General features: G+C 62.3%; 16 protein-coding genes. All 16 read right to left on the bottom strand.

Annotated elements, in window-relative coordinates; translation table 11 throughout:
- Nucleotides 1-9: 9 nt before the first annotated feature.
- A complete protein-coding gene (gene motD, locus H620_RS0125345; RefSeq protein ID WP_023381504.1) occupies nucleotides 10-867 on the bottom strand; it encodes a flagellar motor protein MotD in 858 nt (285 codons plus the stop codon).
- A 3-nt stretch (nucleotides 868-870) separates the two neighbouring features.
- Complete coding sequence (locus H620_RS0125340; RefSeq protein ID WP_023381505.1) at nucleotides 871-1,611, bottom strand: flagellar motor protein; 741 nt, start codon at nucleotides 1,609-1,611, stop codon at nucleotides 871-873.
- Complete coding sequence (locus H620_RS0125335) at nucleotides 1,611-2,744, bottom strand: protein-glutamate methylesterase/protein-glutamine glutaminase (protein ID WP_023381506.1); 1,134 nt, start codon at nucleotides 2,742-2,744, stop codon at nucleotides 1,611-1,613. The genes H620_RS0125340 and H620_RS0125335 overlap by 1 nt, the downstream gene beginning before the upstream one ends.
- A 45-nt stretch (nucleotides 2,745-2,789) precedes the next feature.
- Complete coding sequence (locus H620_RS0125330; RefSeq protein WP_027908244.1) at nucleotides 2,790-5,030, bottom strand: chemotaxis protein CheA; 2,241 nt, start codon at nucleotides 5,028-5,030, stop codon at nucleotides 2,790-2,792.
- 12 nt (nucleotides 5,031-5,042) lie between these two features.
- Nucleotides 5,043-5,831, bottom strand: coding sequence for a protein phosphatase CheZ (locus H620_RS0125325; protein WP_023381508.1), 789 nt, complete (start codon nucleotides 5,829-5,831; stop codon nucleotides 5,043-5,045).
- 19 nt (nucleotides 5,832-5,850) lie between these two features.
- On the bottom strand, nucleotides 5,851-6,225 hold the full coding sequence (locus H620_RS0125320; RefSeq protein WP_104881405.1) for a chemotaxis response regulator CheY: 375 nt from the start codon (nucleotides 6,223-6,225) through the stop codon (nucleotides 5,851-5,853).
- A 103-nt stretch (nucleotides 6,226-6,328) separates the two neighbouring features.
- Complete coding sequence (fliA, locus tag H620_RS0125315) at nucleotides 6,329-7,069, bottom strand: RNA polymerase sigma factor FliA (RefSeq protein ID WP_023381510.1); 741 nt, start codon at nucleotides 7,067-7,069, stop codon at nucleotides 6,329-6,331.
- Nucleotides 7,066-7,899: a flagellar synthesis regulator FleN gene (gene fleN / locus H620_RS0125310; protein WP_016393812.1), complete on the bottom strand. Its 834-nt coding sequence runs from the start codon at nucleotides 7,897-7,899 to the stop codon at nucleotides 7,066-7,068. Before fleN ends, fliA begins: the two co-directional genes overlap by 4 nt.
- Before the next feature lie 93 nt (nucleotides 7,900-7,992).
- A complete protein-coding gene (gene flhF, locus H620_RS0125305) occupies nucleotides 7,993-9,300 on the bottom strand; it encodes a flagellar biosynthesis GTPase FlhF (protein ID WP_023381511.1) in 1,308 nt (435 codons plus the stop codon).
- An 11-nt stretch (nucleotides 9,301-9,311) separates the two neighbouring features.
- Entirely contained in the window at nucleotides 9,312-11,441 is a 2,130-nt protein-coding gene (gene flhA, locus H620_RS0125300; protein WP_023381512.1) for a flagellar biosynthesis protein FlhA, read from the bottom strand.
- Between the two features lie 219 nt (nucleotides 11,442-11,660).
- Complete coding sequence (flhB, locus tag H620_RS0125295) at nucleotides 11,661-12,803, bottom strand: flagellar biosynthesis protein FlhB (RefSeq protein WP_023381513.1); 1,143 nt, start codon at nucleotides 12,801-12,803, stop codon at nucleotides 11,661-11,663.
- Between the two features lie 2 nt (nucleotides 12,804-12,805).
- Entirely contained in the window at nucleotides 12,806-13,582 is a 777-nt protein-coding gene (gene fliR, locus H620_RS0125290; protein ID WP_023381514.1) for a flagellar biosynthetic protein FliR, read from the bottom strand.
- Between the two features lie 7 nt (nucleotides 13,583-13,589).
- The gene (fliQ, locus tag H620_RS0125285) at nucleotides 13,590-13,859 is read right to left on the bottom strand and encodes a flagellar biosynthesis protein FliQ (protein ID WP_023381515.1); all 270 of its coding nucleotides are present in this window, start codon (nucleotides 13,857-13,859) and stop codon (nucleotides 13,590-13,592) included.
- 21 nt (nucleotides 13,860-13,880) lie between these two features.
- A complete protein-coding gene (gene fliP / locus H620_RS0125280) occupies nucleotides 13,881-14,648 on the bottom strand; it encodes a flagellar type III secretion system pore protein FliP (protein ID WP_023381516.1) in 768 nt (255 codons plus the stop codon).
- Nucleotides 14,648-15,088 (bottom strand): flagellar biosynthetic protein FliO, encoded by a 441-nt coding sequence (fliO, locus tag H620_RS0125275; protein ID WP_041925711.1) that lies wholly within the window; start codon nucleotides 15,086-15,088, stop codon nucleotides 14,648-14,650. The genes fliP and fliO overlap by 1 nt, the downstream gene beginning before the upstream one ends.
- 12 nt (nucleotides 15,089-15,100) lie before the next feature.
- Nucleotides 15,101-15,565 (bottom strand): flagellar motor switch protein FliN, encoded by a 465-nt coding sequence (fliN, locus tag H620_RS0125270; protein ID WP_023381518.1) that lies wholly within the window; start codon nucleotides 15,563-15,565, stop codon nucleotides 15,101-15,103.
- Nucleotides 15,566-15,591: the final 26 nt, after the last annotated feature.

The raw sequence follows: 15,591 nt of genomic DNA, 5'->3' as shown, positions 1-15,591 counted from the left end.
ATTGACGATTCACTGCCCCGCCGCCGTTACTGGTGTTGCCGGTGCACTTTGTGTGCCAGCGCGGCGCAATGCAGCGTCCGGCGTGGCGTTGGCGCTGCCTGAACCGGTCAGGCTGCGACGCACTTCAAGGTTGCGGGAAATCACCAATACCACCCGACGATTACGCGCACGCCCCTCGGCGGTGTCGTTGGTGGCCACAGGCTGATACTCGCCATAGCCTACCGAGGCCATGCGTGCGGGATTGACGCCTTCCATGGCCAACAGCCGGACGATGCTGGCCGCCCGGGCCGACGACAGTTCCCAGTTGGTCGGGTATTGCGCGGTACGGATCGGCTGGTTGTCGGTGAAGCCCTCGACATGCACCGGGTTGGCGAACGGTTTGAGGATGCGCCCCACCTTCTCGATGATGTCGAAGGCCTTGTCGCTGGGCATGGCATCGCCACTGCCGAACAGCAGCGAGGAGTTCAGCTCGATCTCCACCCACAGTTCGTTGCCGCGCACCGTCATCTGGTCGGACTTGATCAAGTCGCCAAACGCATCACGCACATCGTCGCTGATGGTCTTGAGCGGGTCGCTGTTGGTCTGCGCGAGGCCCGCATCGGTCTGCTCGCTGTCTTTGATCAGCGGTTCGGCAGGCTTGACGCTCAGCGGTTGCTCGTCGCCGATGGGGATCGGCTTCATGCTCCGCTCAGGGTCGTTGAACACCCCCAGCAACGCTTGCGAGATGACCTTGTACTTGCCCTCGTTGATCGAGGAAATCGAATACATGACCACGAAGAAAGCGAACAGCAAGGTGATGAAGTCGGCGTATGACACCAACCAGCGTTCGTGATTCTCGTGTTCCTCGGTATGACGACGGCGACGCATGGGTTACTCCATGAAGCCTTGCAGCTTCAGCTCGATGGAGCGTGGGTTTTCACCTTCGGCAATCGACAGCAAGCCTTCGAGCAGCATCTCGCGATAGCGCGACTGACGCATGACGATGGACTTGAGCTTGTTGGCGATCGGCAACAGGATCAGGTTGGCGCTGGCCACACCGTAGATCGTCGCGACGAACGCGACCGCGATGCCATTGCCCAGCTGCGACGGGTCGGCCAAGTTGCCCATTACATGGATCAGGCCCATCACCGCACCGATGATACCGATGGTCGGCGCATAGCCACCCATGCTTTCGTAGACCTTGGCGGCCTGGATATCGCGGCTTTCCTGGGTTAGGAAGTCCACCTCCAGGATGCTGCGGATCGACTCGGGCTCGGCGCCGTCCACCAACAGCTGCAACCCTTTGCGGGCATAAGGGTCCGGCTCGGCATCAGCCACGCCTTCCAGGCCCAGCAGGCCCTCCTTGCGCGCGGTCAGGCTCCAGTTCACCACACGGTCGATACCGCCAGGCAGGTCGACCCGAGGCGGGAAGAAAATCCAGCGCAGGATCTGCAGCGCCCGCTTGAATGCCGACAATGGCGACTGCAGCAACGCCGCCGCCAGGGTGCCGCCCAACACGATCAGCGCCGCCGGGCCGTTGAGCAGGGCACCAACATGGCCACCTTCGAGGAAGTTACCGCCGACAATGGCGACGAAGGCCAGGATCAGGCCGATCAGGCTTAGAACATCCATCAGACGCAGGCCTCGACCAAGTGCTTGCCGATCTCATCCAGGCTGTACACCGCATCAGCCAGATTGGCCTTGACGATGGCCATTGGCATGCCATAGATCACGCAGCTGGCTTCATCCTGGGCCCACACCGTGCTGCCGCCCTGCTTGAGCAGGCGCGCCCCTTCGCGACCGTCGGCACCCATGCCGGTGAGCACCACGGAGAGCACCTTGTCGCCATAGGACTTGGCCGCCGAACCGAAGGTGATGTCCACGCAGGGCTTGTAGTTCAGACGCTCGTCGCCCGGCAGGATCTTCACCGTGCCACGTCCGTCGATCATCATCTGCTTGCCGCCTGGGGCCAGCAGAGCCAGGCCTGGGCGCAGCATGTCGCCGTCCTCGGCCTCTTTGACGCTGATCTTGCACAGCTTGTCCAGACGTTCGGCGAACGCCTTGGTGAAGGCGGCCGGCATGTGCTGGATCAGCACGATCGGTGCCGGGAAGCTGGCCGGCAGCTGGGTCAACACCCGCTGCAGCGCGACCGGTCCACCGGTGGAGGTGCCGATGGCGACCAGCTTGTAGGGCTTGCGCTTGGGCGCTGGCGAATGGGCAGCTGCGGGTGCCGTCGCGGCTGGACGGACTGGCGCAGCGGGACGTGCCGGCGTGGGGCTGGCAAGACTGCTGGTTGGCGCGTGGCCAATGGCTGCTGGGGCTGGCGCGGTGACCGGCACCTGGCTTGCGTAGCTGCCAAGGCGGCGGTTGCTGCGCGAGATGGTATGGACCTTCTCGCAGAGCAGTTGCTTGACCTTTTCCGGATTGCGGGAAATGTCTTCGAAATTCTTCGGCAGGTAATCCACCGCGCCAGCATCCAGCGCGTCGAGGGTAACCCGGGCGCCTTCGTGGGTCAGCGAGGAGAACATCAACACCGGCGTCGGGCAACGCTGCATGATGTGCCGTACCGCGGTGATGCCATCCATCATGGGCATTTCATAGTCCATGGTGATGACATCGGGTTTGAGCGCCAGTGCCTGGTCGATCGCTTCCCTGCCGTTGGTCGCGGTACCGACGACCTGGATCGTCGGGTCCGCCGAAAGGATTTCCGAAACGCGGCGGCGGAAGAAACCGGAATCATCCACCACCAGGACCTTGACTGCCATAAACACTCCATTAGGTGGCGCAACCGCCAGGCGGCGCCACCGAAATCAATAACGCCGGGCGGCGTAACGCTTGAGCATGCTCGGAACGTCGAGAATCAGCGCAATGCGCCCGTCACCGGTGATGGTGGCACCGGACATGCCCGGTGTGCCCTGCAGCATCTTGCCCAGCGGCTTGATCACCACCTCTTCCTGGCCCACCAACTGGTCGACCACGAAGCCGATACGTTGAGTACCGACCGAAAGAATCACCACATGGCCTTCGCGCTGCTCCTCGTGCACCTGGTCCTGGACCAGCCAGCGCTTGAGGTAGAACAGCGGCAATGCCTTGTCGCGCACGATCACCACTTCCTGGCCGTCGACCACGTTGGTACGCGACAGGTCGAGGTGGAAGATCTCGTTGACGTTGACCAACGGGAAGGCGAACGCCTGGTTGCCCAGCATCACCATCAGGGTCGGCATGATCGCCAGGGTCAGCGGCACCTTGATGACGATCTTCGAGCCCTGGCCCTTGGCCGAGAAGATGTTGATCGAGCCGTTGAGCTGGGAAATCTTGGTCTTCACCACGTCCATGCCCACGCCACGGCCGGACACGTCGGAGATCTCGGTCTTGGTCGAGAAGCCTGGGGCGAAGATCAGGTTGTAGCAGTCCGATTCGCTCAGGCGATCGGCCGCGTCTTTGTCCATCAGGCCCTTTTCCACGGCCTTGGCACGCAGGATGCTCGGGTCCATGCCCTTGCCGTCATCGGAAATCGACAGCAGGATGTGGTCGCCTTCCTGCTCGGCGGACAACACCACCCGGCCGGTCCGGGCCTTGCCTGCGGCCTCGCGTTCGTCGGGCATTTCCACGCCGTGGTCGACGGCGTTGCGCACCAGGTGCACCAACGGATCGGCCAGGGCCTCGACCAGGTTCTTGTCCAGGTCGGTCTCTTCGCCGACCAGCTCCAGGTTGATCTCTTTCTTGAGCTGGCGAGCCAGGTCACGGACCAGGCGCGGGAAGCGGCCGAAGACTTTCTTGATCGGCTGCATGCGGGTTTTCATGACCGCGGTCTGCAAGTCGGCGGTGACCACGTCGAGGTTCGACACGGCCTTGGACATGGCTTCGTCGCCGCTATTGAGGCCCAGGCGCACCAAGCGGTTACGCACCAGTACCAGTTCGCCGACCATGTTCATGATCTCGTCCAGACGCGCCGTGTCGACCCGCACGGTGGTCTCCGCTTCGCTGGCCGCATGCTTGTCGGCGGCAGGCGCTGGGCTGCGGGCAGGGGCTGCAGGCTTGGCGGCCGCCGCAGGTGCAGCGACGGGCGCAGCAGCCGGGGCCGGCTTGGCTGCCGGCTGGCTCTCGGCCTTGGCCGCTACCGGCGCTGCGACAGCGGCAGGTGCCTCTGCGGCGACGCTTTCACCCGAGAACTTGCCTTTGCCGTGCAACTGATCGAGCAGCGCTTCGAACTCGTGTTCGCTGATCTCGTCACCGCTGGCAGTTGCCGATGCCGCTGGGGGCTGGGCTGCGGGCGCGGCTGCCGAAGGCAAAGCGTCGGCCTGGAACGAGCCTTTGCCGTGCAACTGATCGAGCAGCGACTCGAATTCTTCGTCGGTGATTTCATCGCTCGCCGGTGCGCTGGCCGCCGCTTGCGGCTCGGCGGCGGCGAGCTCGGGCGAGAACTGGCCCTTGCCGTGCAACTGATCGAGCAACGATTCGAATTCGGCATCGGTGATTTCATCGCCACTGCCGGTCAGCGTTTCGCCCTGCAGCTGCTCGGAAGCGGCCTCGGCCTGGGCTTTCACGGCATCGAGCGAGTCGAGCAGTTGTTCGAATTCGGTGTCGGTGATATCGGCTTCGGCGACGGCCTGTTCGGCCACCGGCGCGGCTTCGACCACCGGCGCGGCGACCTCGGCCCCGGCCGGCTCGGCCAAGCGCGAGAGCGCCGCCAGCAGTTCAGGCGTGGCTGGCGTGATCTCGCTGCGCTCGCGCACCTGGCCGAACATGCTGTTGACCGTGTCCAGGGCTTCCAGGACCACGTCCATCAGTTCCGCATCGACCCGGCGCTCACCTTTGCGCAGGATGTCGAACACGTTCTCCGCGATATGGCAGCACTCCACCAGCTCATTGAGCTGAAGGAAGCCGGCGCCCCCTTTTACAGTGTGAAAACCGCGAAAGATCGCATTGAGCAGGTCAGCATCGTCAGGCCGGCTTTCCAGCTCGACCAATTGCTCGGACAGTTGCTCAAGAATTTCGCCGGCTTCTACCAGGAAATCCTGAAGGATTTCTTCATCGGCGCCGAAGCTCATTAAACGTGCTCCCTAAAAACCCAGACTGGACAGCAGATCATCGACATCGTCCTGACCGGACACGACGTCTTCACGCTTATCGGCATGAATCTGCGGACCTTCACCCCGGGTTGGATGTTTTTCTTGATCTTTTTCAGCGCGCAGCTGCTGGTGGTCATGTTCGATACCGGCAAAACGGTCGACCTGACTGGCCATCAGCACGAGCTTGAGCAGATTGCTTTCTACTTCGGTGACCAGCGCGGTTACCCGCTTGATCACCTGGCCGGTCAGGTCCTGATAGTCCTGAGCCAGCAAGATATCGTTGAGGTGGCCGGCGACCTTGCGGTTCCCGTCGGCGCTATGCGTCAGGAAACTGTCGACGCGCTTGACCAGCTCACGAAACTCCGGTGCTGCCACCTCGCGGCGCATGAACCGTTGCCAGTCAACGCTCAGGGCCTGGGCCTCGGCGGACAGCTCGTTGAGTACCGGCGTGCTCTGCTCCACCAGGTCCATGGTGCGGTTGGCCGCACCCTCGGTGAGTTTGACCACGTAGGACAGGCGCTCGGTGGCGTCGGTGATCTGCGAGACCTCCTCGGCCTGCGGCATGCGCGGGTCGATCTGGAAGCTGACGATCGCGCTGTGCAGCTCGCGGGTGAGCTTGCCGACTTCCTGATACAAGCCACGGTCGCGGGTCTGGTTCAGCTGATGGATCAGCTGCACCGCATCGCCGAAACGTCCCCGTTCCAGGCTCTCGACCAACTCCTCGGCATGTTTCTTCAGGGTCGATTCGAACTCGCCCAAAGACGTATGTGATGGTTCCATGGCGCCCCCCTTACGTGCCTCAGCCGTTAACGCGCTCGAAGATTTTCTCGATCTTTTCCTTGAGCACTTGGGCAGTGAAAGGCTTGACCACGTAGCCATTGACGCCGGCCTGGGCCGCTTCGATGATCTGGTCGCGCTTGGCTTCGGCGGTCACCATCAGCACCGGCATACCCTTGAGGCGATCATGGGCGCGCACTTTGCGCAACAGGTCGATTCCGGACATGCCCGGCATGTTCCAGTCGGTCACCAGGAAATCGTAATGGCCACTTTCGAGCATCGGCAGCGCCGTGGTGCCGTCGTCGGCTTCATCGGTATTGGTGAAACCCAGATCACGCAACAGGTTCTTGATGATCCGCCGCATCGTCGAAAAGTCGTCAACGATGAGGATTTTCATGTCTTTGTTCAATTAGACCTCCAAGCAGTCTCAAACGCGCTCGGCCCCGAGCACGCATTCAATCAATTCGGTACAACGTGAAACGACTGCAACGACCCCAGGCTCAACGTGCCCGCCATTCCCCAAGACGACTGCGCAGGCGCGCCGCGCATTGGCTGTGCAGCTGGCTGACACGCGATTCGCTGACCCCAAGCACCTCACCGATTTCCTTGAGGTTCAGCTCTTCGTCGTAGTACAGCGCCAGCACCAGCCGCTCACGCTCCGGCAAGTTGGCGATCGCATCGGTCAGGGCAGCCTGGAAGCGTTCGTCCTCCAGATCGCGCGACGGCTCGATCTGGCCGCTGGCGCCATCCTCGTGCAACCCTTCGTGCTCGCCGTCCTGCAACAGGTCGTCGAAGCTGAACAGGCGACTGCCCAGGGTATCGTTCAAAATCCCGTAGTAATCATCGAGACTCAATTGAAGTTCGGCAGCAACTTCGTGATCTTTAGCGTCGCGACCTGTTCTGGCTTCAACAGACCGCATCGCGTCACTGACCATGCGCGTGTTTCGGTGCACGGAACGCGGCGCCCAATCGCCCTTGCGCACCTCGTCGAGCATCGCGCCACGGATTCGAATACCCGCATAGGTTTCGAAGCTTGCGCCCTTGCTGGCGTCGTATTTGTTGGCCACTTCCAGGAGGCCGATCATGCCGGCCTGGATCAGGTCCTCCACCTGGACATTGGCTGGCAGACGGGCCAGCAGGTGGTAGGCGATGCGTTTGACCAGTGGCGCATACCGCTCCACCAGTTCGTACTGGGCATCCTTGGACGCCCTGCTGTACATCTTGAAACCGCTCGCGTTCATAGGACCGGCCCTGCGCTGGTGGGCTGCACCAGACGCTCGACGAAGAATTCCAGGTGCCCGCGGGGGTTGGCCGGCAGCGGCCAGCTGTCGACCTTCTGCGCAATGGCCTTGAACGCCAGGGCGCACTTGGACCGCGGGAAGGCTTCATACACGGCGCGCTGTTTCTGAACTGCCTTGCGCACGCATTCGTCATACGGCACGGCGCCGACGTATTGTAGGGCGACGTCAAGGAAGCGATCGGTGACCTTGGTCAACTTGGCGAACAGATTGCGCCCTTCCTGCGGGCTCTGCGCCATGTTGGCCAGCACACGGAAACGGTTCATGCCGTAGTCACGGTTGAGCAGCTTGATCAGCGCGTAGGCGTCGGTGATCGAGGTCGGCTCGTCACACACCACCAGCAGCACTTCCTGGGCGGCGCGCACGAAGCTGACTACCGAGTCACCAATACCCGCAGCAGTGTCAATCACCAGCACGTCGAGGTTGTCGCCGATCTCGCTGAATGCCTGGATAAGCCCTGCATGCTGGGCAGGCGCCAGGTGCACCATGCTCTGCGTGCCTGAGGCCGCTGGCACGATCCGCACACCGCCTGGGCCTTGCAGCAGGACATCGCGCAGCTCGCAACGCCCCTCGATCACATCGGCCAGGGTGCGCTTGGGCGTCAGGCCCAGCAGTACGTCGACATTGGCAAGGCCCAGGTCGGCGTCCAGCAGCATGACCCGCCGACCAAGCTCAGCCAGCGCCAGGGACAGGTTCACTGAAACGTTAGTCTTGCCGACGCCACCTTTGCCACCGGTTACGGCGATCACCTGTACGGGATGCATGCTACCCATGTCTGTTGTTTACCTTGTCTCGCTTGGACCCAAACCCCACGGGAGGCAATTCTGCTGGCCCCTTGGTGTAGGTACTGTGCACACGCTGCATCATCAACCCGCTCGCCGAGGGTTGTGATAGAGATCAGCGAACATGTCGGCCATGGCCTCTTCGCTGGGCTCGTCCTGCAACTGCACACTGACCGCGCGGCTGACCAACTGGTGCGCGCGCGGCAGGTGCAGGTCGTCAGGAATGCGCGGGCCATCGGTAAGGTAGGCCACGGGCAGTTCATGACTGATGGCAAGGCTCAGCACATCACCGAGGCTGGCCGTTTCATCGAGTTTGGTCAGGATACAACCGGCCAGCCCGCAGCGCTTGTAGCTGTGGTAGGCGGCGGTCAGCACCTGCTTCTGGCTGGTGGTTGCCAATACCAGGTAGTTCTTGGCGGCAATGCCACGACCGGCCAGGGTTTCCAGTTGCATGCGCAGGGCCGGGTCGCTGGCTTGCAGGCCGGCGGTGTCGATCAACACCACGCGCTTGCGCAACAGCGGCTCCAGCGCCTGGGCCAGCGACTGGCCTGGATCGACGTAGGTCACCGGTACATTGAGGATACGACCCAAGGTCTTGAGCTGCTCCTGCGCGCCGATACGGAAGCTGTCCATGCTCACCAGCGCCAGGTTCTGCGGGCCGTACTTGAGCACGTAGCGGGCGGCCAGCTTGGCCAGGGTGGTGGTCTTGCCCATGCCGGCCGGGCCGACCATGGCGATGACACCGCCCTCCTCGATCGGCTCGACCTCGGGCACTTCGATCATCCGTGCCAAGTGCGCCAGCAGCATGCGCCAAGCCTGGCGCGGCTCTTCGATTTCGCCCGTCAGATCCAGCAGCTCGCGAGCGATCGGACCGGACAGGCCAATACGCTGCAGTCGACGCCAGAGGTTGGCCTGCTGCGGCTTGCTGCCCTGCAACTGGCTCCAGGCCAGCGAGCCAAGCTGCACTTCCAGCAGCTCGCGCAGCCCCGACAGCTCCGAGCGCATGGCATCGAACAAACGCGGGTCGACCGGCGCCGGCGCAGGTGCCGCGGCAGGGGCCGGCATGTCGACGTGAGGCTCGATCAAAGGCTCCGAGGCAGTCAACGACTGCCCGGCGAACAATTGGCGATTGCCTTCGGCTGTGTCATCACGGTTGTCCAGCTCAGCCTGGACGTTGGCAATGCGCGACTGGGTCTTGCGCAGCTCTTGCTCAAGCTCGGCATTGGGCACACGCGGAGCCAGGGCCGACAGTTTGTAGTCCAGCGCAGCCGTCAGTTCGACACCACCGGCAATACGGCGGTTACCGATGATGGCGGCATCGGAGCCAAGCTCATCCCGGACCAGCTTCATGGCCTGACGCATATCGGCGGCGAAAAAACGCTTAACTTGCATAACCCACTACCTCAGCCGTTAGGGCCCACAGTGGCAACGATGGTGACTTGCTTGTTATCCGGTATTTCCTGATACGCCAGAACATGCAAATTCGGTACAGCCAGACGACCGAAGCGCGACAGCATGGCTCGGATCGGGCCCGCTACCAGGAGGATGGCCGGCAGGCCCTGCATCTCTTGGCGCTGGGCAGCTTCGATCAACGAACGCTGCAGCTTTTCGGCCATGCTCGGTTCCAGAAGAACACCGTCTTCCTGACCTTGTCCGGCCCTTTGCAGACTATTGAGCAAAATCTGTTCCAACCTTGGCTCAAGGGTGATGACAGGTAGCTCGGACTCAACGCCGACAATGCTTTGCACGATGGCGCGACACAATCCGACGCGCACTGCAGCCACCAATGCGGCGGTATCTTGACTCTTGCTGGCATTGTTGGCGATGGCCTCGGCAATACTGCGAATGTCACGCACCGGCACCTGCTCGGAAAGTAATGCCTGCAGGACCTTGAGCAACCCCGACAAGGAAATGACACCCGGGACCAACTCCTCGGCAAGTTTAGGCGATGCCTTGGCCAACACCTGCAAGAGCTGCTGGACTTCCTCGTGGCCGATCAGCTCGTGGCAATGTTTCTGCAGGATCTGGTTGAGATGGGTGGCGACCACGGTACTGGCGTCCACCACGGTGTAGCCCAGCGACTGCGCCTGGGCACGCTGGCCGATGTCGATCCACACCGCTTCCAGGCCGAATGCCGGGTCACGTGCGGCGATACCATTGAGCGTCCCGAACACCTGACCGGGGTTGATGGCCAGTTCGCGGTCCGGGTAGATCTCGGCTTCGGCCAGGATCACCCCCATCAGCGTCAGGCGGTAGGCGCTGGGCTGCAGGTCCAGGTTGTCGCGAATATGCACGGTAGGCATGAGAAAGCCCAGGTCCTGGGAGAGCTTCTTGCGCACGCCCTTGATCCGCGCCAACAACTGACCACCCTGGTTGCGGTCGACCAGCGGAATCAACCGATAGCCGACTTCCAGGCCGATCATGTCGATGGGCGTGACATCGTCCCAGCCCAGTTCCTTGGTCTCCAGTGCACGCTGCGGCGACGGCAGCAGGTCCTGTTGACGCTGCACCTCTTCCTGGGCCTTGATCTTGGCCTTCTGCTGCTTCTTCCACACCAGATAGGCACCCCCGCCTGCCAGCAGCCCGAGGCTGAGGAAGGCGATGTGCGGCATGCCCGGGACCAGGCCCATGACGATCATCAACGCACCGGAAACCGCCAGGGCCTTGGGCGAATCGAACATCTGCCGGTTGATCAACTTGCCCATGTCCTCGGAGCCCGAGGCACGGGTAACCATGATCGCCGCCGCCGTGGACAGCAGCAGTGATGGCAGCTGCGCCACCAAACCGTCACCGATGGTCAGCAGGGCGTACACCTTGCCGGCGTCGCCGAACGACATGCCATGCTGCAGCATACCGATCAGCATGCCGCCGATCAGGTTGATGAACAGGATCAGCAGACCGGCGATGGCGTCGCCGCGCACGAACTTGCTGGCACCGTCCATCGAGCCATAGAACTCGGCCTCCTGCGCCACCTCGGCGCGGCGCGCCTTGGCCTGGGCCTGGTCGATCAGGCCGGCGTTGAGGTCGGCGTCGATGGCCATCTGTTTGCCGGGCATCGCGTCCAGGGTAAAACGCGCGCTGACTTCGGAGATACGCCCGGCACCCTTGGTCACCACCACGAAGTTGATGATCATGAGGATGGCGAACACCACCGCACCGACCACATAGTTACCACCGATCACCACTTCGCCGAAGGCCTGGATCACCTTACCGGCAGCGCCATGTCCCTCCTGGCCGTGGAGCATGACCACCCGGGTGGAAGCGACGTTGAGCGCCAGGCGCAGCAGCGTGGCGACCAGCAGAATGGTGGGGAACGCGGCAAAGTCGAGCGGGCGCAGGGCGTAGACGCAGACCAGCAGCACGACGATCGACAATGCGATGTTGAAGGTGAAGAACACGTCGAGCAGGAACGGCGGGATCGGCAACATCATCATTGCCAACATCACCAGCAACAGCAGCGGCACGCCCAGGTTGCCCCGACCGAGACCGGCCAGGTTGTTGCGGGCGTTGCTGATTAACTGAGTGCGATCCACCGCGATTCCTCTTCAAGCAAAACTTTGACACCCAAGGGGGCGCTTGGGCGTGGCTTTGCAAGAAGCTTTCCAACTTTGCGGGTTTTGCCTATGGCTCGGGGAATTCAGCGTTTTTAGGACCCAGCGCCGCCCGCGCGGTGCATCGCGGAGCACGGCGCCTAGAAACGCAGGGGCGGGACAGCGCTCGACCTCACTCCCAGTCCCATCACCAATCCCAGCTCAGCTATCGCGCCGCAGGTCCGGCGGAATCGGCAGGTCGTCCTTGAGCGGATCCGGCCGCTTGCCCTTGCCCGCACGGTACTGGCGGATCTGGAATACATAGGCCAACACCTGCGCGACCGCCAGGTACAACCCTGCAGGGATCTCCTGCTCAAGCTCGGTAGAGTAGTAAATGGCTCGGGCCAGAGCGGGCGACTCAAGGATCTGCACCTTGTGCTCGATACCGATCTCACGAATCTTCAAGGCAACGAAATCAGTGCCCTTGGCCACCAGCAAGGGCGCTACTCCACCCTTCTCGGGGTCGTACTGCAAGGCCACCGCATAGTGCGTCGGGTTGGTGATGATCACGTCAGCCTCTGGCACCGCCGCCATCATGCGCCGCTGCGATATCTCCCGCTGCAGCTGACGGATACGCTGCTTCACCTCCGGCTTGCCTTCGGTGTCCTTGTACTCGTCCCGCACTTCCTGCTTGGTCATCTTCAATTTCTTGTGCGTCTGGTACAGCTGGAACGGCACGTCGACCGCGGCGATCAGCAATAACCCCGCCGCCATCCACAAGGCACTCCACCCCACCACCTGAACGCTATGGATGATCGCCTGGTCCAGCGGCTCGTTGGCAATCGACAGCAAGGCCTGGCGGTCAGACGCCAATACCAGCAGCGCCACGACCAGGATCACGAAAAACTTGGCAATCGCCTTGAGCAATTCGGTAAGCGCATGCATCGAGAACATCCGCTTGATCCCCGCCAACGGGTTCATTCGGCTGAACTTGGGTTGCAGCAGGCTGCCGGAGAACAGGAACCCGCCCAGGGCAATGGGCGCGACGAACGAGATGACGAACAACAGAATCAACACCGGCTGGCTCGCCCAGATCGCCATCTTGCCCGAGGCCAGCAGAAACGCGCCCATCGAACGCTCATCGACGATCACCTCGCGGGTCAGGCTGAAGTTCAGGCGCATCATTTCGAGCAAGGTCTCGGCCATGTAGCCGCCGAACGCCAACAATCCGCCGGCCCCGGCCAGGGTCACGGCCACGGTGTTCAGTTCCTTGGAACGGGCAATCTCACCTTTTTCGCGCGCGTCGCGCTTGCGCTTGTCGGTGGGTTCTTCTGTCTTGTCCTGACCGCTCTCGCTCTCAGCCATGCTCAGCGCGCCCTTGCCAGCTCACGCAGCCATTGCAGCGCTTCGCTGGCCAATGCCTGGTAGTGGGAAAGAATATCGGCCAGACCCACCCAGAAAATACCCATACCCAGCACCAAGGTGAGTGGGAAGCCGATGGAAAAGATGTTCAACTGCGGCGCGGCACGGGTCATCACGCCGAAGGCGATGTTCACCACCAACAAGGCGGCGATTGCCGGCAGGATCAGCAACAAACCCGCACCGAACACCCAGCCCAGCCGGCCAGCCATTTCCCAGAAATGAGTGACGACCAGCGCGTTGCCCACCGGCAAGGTGGTGAAGCTCTCGGTCAAGACCTCGAACACCACCAGGTGGCCGTTCATCACCAGGAACAACACACTCACCAGCATGGTCATGAACTGGCTGACCACCGCTACGTTGACGCCGTTGGCCGGGTCCACCATCGACGCGAAGGCCATACCCATCTGGATCGCAATGATCTGACCGGCGATCACGAACGCCTGGAACAACAGCTGCAATGAGAAACCGAACAACGCACCGACAATGATCTGCTCGCCACACAGCAGCAGGCCACGAAGGCTCAAAGGGTCGAATTCAGGCAGCGGCGGCAGACCCGGGACGATCACCACGGTGATGGCCAAGGCAGCGTAAAGACGCACCCGCGCCGGCAGCATCCGCGTGCCGAAGATCGGCATGGTCATCAGCACGGCCGTCACGCGAAACAGTGGCAGGACGAAGGTGGCGACCCAAGTGCCGATCTGCGCGTCGGTCAGCTCCAGCATGCCTGCCTCACCCGATCAGTTGCGGAATGCTGGAGTACAGGCCGGTGATGTACTCCATGAACTTCTGCACCAGCCATGGCCCGGCGACGATCAGCGTCACCAGCATCACCAGCAGGCGCGGCAGGAAGCTCAGGGTCTGTTCGTTGATCTGGGTGGCAGCCTGGAACATCGCCACCACCAGGCCGACCAACAGGCTCGGCACCACCAACACGGCAACCATCAGCGTGGTTAGCCAGAGGGCATCGCGAAACAGGTCGACGGCTACTTCTGGGGTCATGCAAGACTCTCCTTGACAGCGTCAGACGCCGCCGAAACTGCCGGCCAGTGTGCCCATGATCAGCGCCCAGCCGTCGACCAGCACGAACAGCATGATCTTGAACGGCAACGAAATGATCAGCGGCGACAGCATCATCATACCCATGGCCATCAGCACGCTGGCGACCACCATGTCGATGATCAGGAACGGGATGAAGATCATGAAGCCGATCTGGAACGCGGTCTTGAGCTCGGAGGTGACGAAGGCTGGCACCAAAATGGTCAGCGGCACCTGGTCGGGGCCTGCGATGTCGGTCCGCTTGGACAGGCGCATGAACAGGTCCAGGTCGCTCTGCCGGGTCTGTGCCAGCATGAAGTCCTTGAGCGGCCCCTGGGCCTTGTCGATGGCCTGCTGAGCAGTCATCTGCTCGGCCAGGTAAGGCTGCAGGGCATCCTTGTTCACCCGGTCGAACACGGGCGCCATGATGAACAGGGTCAAGAACAGCGCCATGCCCGTCAGCACCTGGTTGGACGGCGTCTGCTGCAGGCCCAGGGCCTGGCGCAAGATGGAGAAGACGATGATGATCCGGGTGAAGCTGGTCATCAGGATGACGAACGCTGGAATGAAGCTCAGCGCCGTCATGATCAGCAGGATCTGCAGGCTGACCGAATACTCCTGCTGCCCGTCAGGGGTGTTGGACAGGGTGATGGCCGGAATCGACAGCGGGTCGGCTGCCACGGCCAATGGCGCAGCCAGCAGCAGCGCCACTGGCAACAGAATGCTCAACAGTAAGCGCAGTGCGCCGGTCATCACTTCTTGTCCTTCTGATCCTTGCCCATCAGCTCCAGAAGGCGCTGGGCAAACTCGGGTGCCGCCGCACGTGCGTCAGCGGGCACATCCACAGGTTCGGCCATGACATGCAAGGTTTCGATGCTGCCGGGGCTGTGGCCGATCAGCACCTGTTCCTTGCCAATCTGCACCAACAACAGCCGGTCACGCGGACCGATGGAACGACTGCCGACGATCTCGATCACCTGCCCGCCCCTGGGCGCAGCGCCCTGCAGGCGTCGCAGCAGCCAGGCCAGAAAGAAGATCAGGCCAACCACCAGCAACAGGCCGAATACCATCTGTGCCAGTTGACCACCCAGGCTACCGGGCGCGGCAGCCGCTGGCGATACAGGGGTCGGCGTTGCCGCGGCAATCGCCACCTCGCTGGCGAGCAAGGTGGCCAGGGCCATGACAGCCCGCATCATGCCCTTCACTCAGCGCAGCTTCTTGATACGTTCGCTGGGGCTGATCACGTCGGTCAGGCGAATGCCGAACTTCTCGTTGACCACGACCACCTCGCCATGGGCGATCAGCGTGCCATTGACCAGCACGTCGAGCGGCTCACCGGCCAGGCGGTCGAGTTCGATCACAGACCCCTGGTTGAGCTGCAGCAGGTTGCGGATGTTGATTTCGGTGCTGCCCACTTCCATCGAAATGCTCACCGGAATATCCAGGATCACATCCAGGTTCGGGCCGTCCAGGCTGACGTTCTCCTTGGGTTTGGGCGAGCTGGCGAACTCTTCCATCGGCAGGCGACCGGCGCCACCGTTGCCGCTGTCGCCGCCGAGCAAGGCGTCGATGTCGGCCTGACCGGCGTCGCCGGACTGCTCCAGGGCAGCAGCCCACTCATCGGCCAGGGCCTGATCTTCTGGGGAGGTGATCTCGTTTTCGTTAGCCATGATGTCCTCGACAGGCATTCAATTCG

Origin of the sequence: Pseudomonas taiwanensis DSM 21245 (genome assembly GCF_000425785.1) — a bacterium.
GTDB lineage: Bacteria > Pseudomonadota > Gammaproteobacteria > Pseudomonadales > Pseudomonadaceae > Aquipseudomonas > Aquipseudomonas taiwanensis.
This window is presented reverse-complemented; position numbering and strand designations above follow the sequence as displayed.

Bases quoted from the DNA above. Each gene is read 5' to 3' on its own strand.
- fliP (WP_023381516.1), bottom strand. From the start codon at position 14,648: ATGACCGGCGCACTGCGCTTACTGTTGAGCATTCTGTTGCCAGTGGCG.
- flhB (WP_023381513.1), bottom strand. From the start codon at position 12,803: ATGGCTGAGAGCGAGAGCGGTCAGGACAAGACAGAAGAACCCACCGAC.
- fliO (WP_041925711.1), bottom strand. From the start codon at position 15,088: ATGCGGGCTGTCATGGCCCTGGCCACCTTGCTCGCCAGCGAGGTGGCG.
- fliN (WP_023381518.1), bottom strand. From the start codon at position 15,565: ATGGCTAACGAAAACGAGATCACCTCCCCAGAAGATCAGGCCCTGGCC.
- H620_RS0125325 (WP_023381508.1), bottom strand. From the start codon at position 5,831: ATGGAACCATCACATACGTCTTTGGGCGAGTTCGAATCGACCCTGAAG.
- motD (WP_023381504.1), bottom strand. From the start codon at position 867: ATGCGTCGCCGTCGTCATACCGAGGAACACGAGAATCACGAACGCTGG.
- fliQ (WP_023381515.1), bottom strand. From the start codon at position 13,859: ATGACCCCAGAAGTAGCCGTCGACCTGTTTCGCGATGCCCTCTGGCTA.
- H620_RS0125335 (WP_023381506.1), bottom strand. From the start codon at position 2,744: ATGGCAGTCAAGGTCCTGGTGGTGGATGATTCCGGTTTCTTCCGCCGC.
- fliR (WP_023381514.1), bottom strand. From the start codon at position 13,582: ATGCTGGAGCTGACCGACGCGCAGATCGGCACTTGGGTCGCCACCTTC.
- fliA (WP_023381510.1), bottom strand. From the start codon at position 7,069: ATGAACGCGAGCGGTTTCAAGATGTACAGCAGGGCGTCCAAGGATGCC.
- H620_RS0125330 (WP_027908244.1), bottom strand. From the start codon at position 5,030: ATGAGCTTCGGCGCCGATGAAGAAATCCTTCAGGATTTCCTGGTAGAA.
- fleN (WP_016393812.1), bottom strand. From the start codon at position 7,899: ATGGGTAGCATGCATCCCGTACAGGTGATCGCCGTAACCGGTGGCAAA.
- flhF (WP_023381511.1), bottom strand. From the start codon at position 9,300: ATGCAAGTTAAGCGTTTTTTCGCCGCCGATATGCGTCAGGCCATGAAG.
- H620_RS0125320 (WP_104881405.1), bottom strand. From the start codon at position 6,225: ATGAAAATCCTCATCGTTGACGACTTTTCGACGATGCGGCGGATCATC.
- H620_RS0125340 (WP_023381505.1), bottom strand. From the start codon at position 1,611: ATGGATGTTCTAAGCCTGATCGGCCTGATCCTGGCCTTCGTCGCCATT.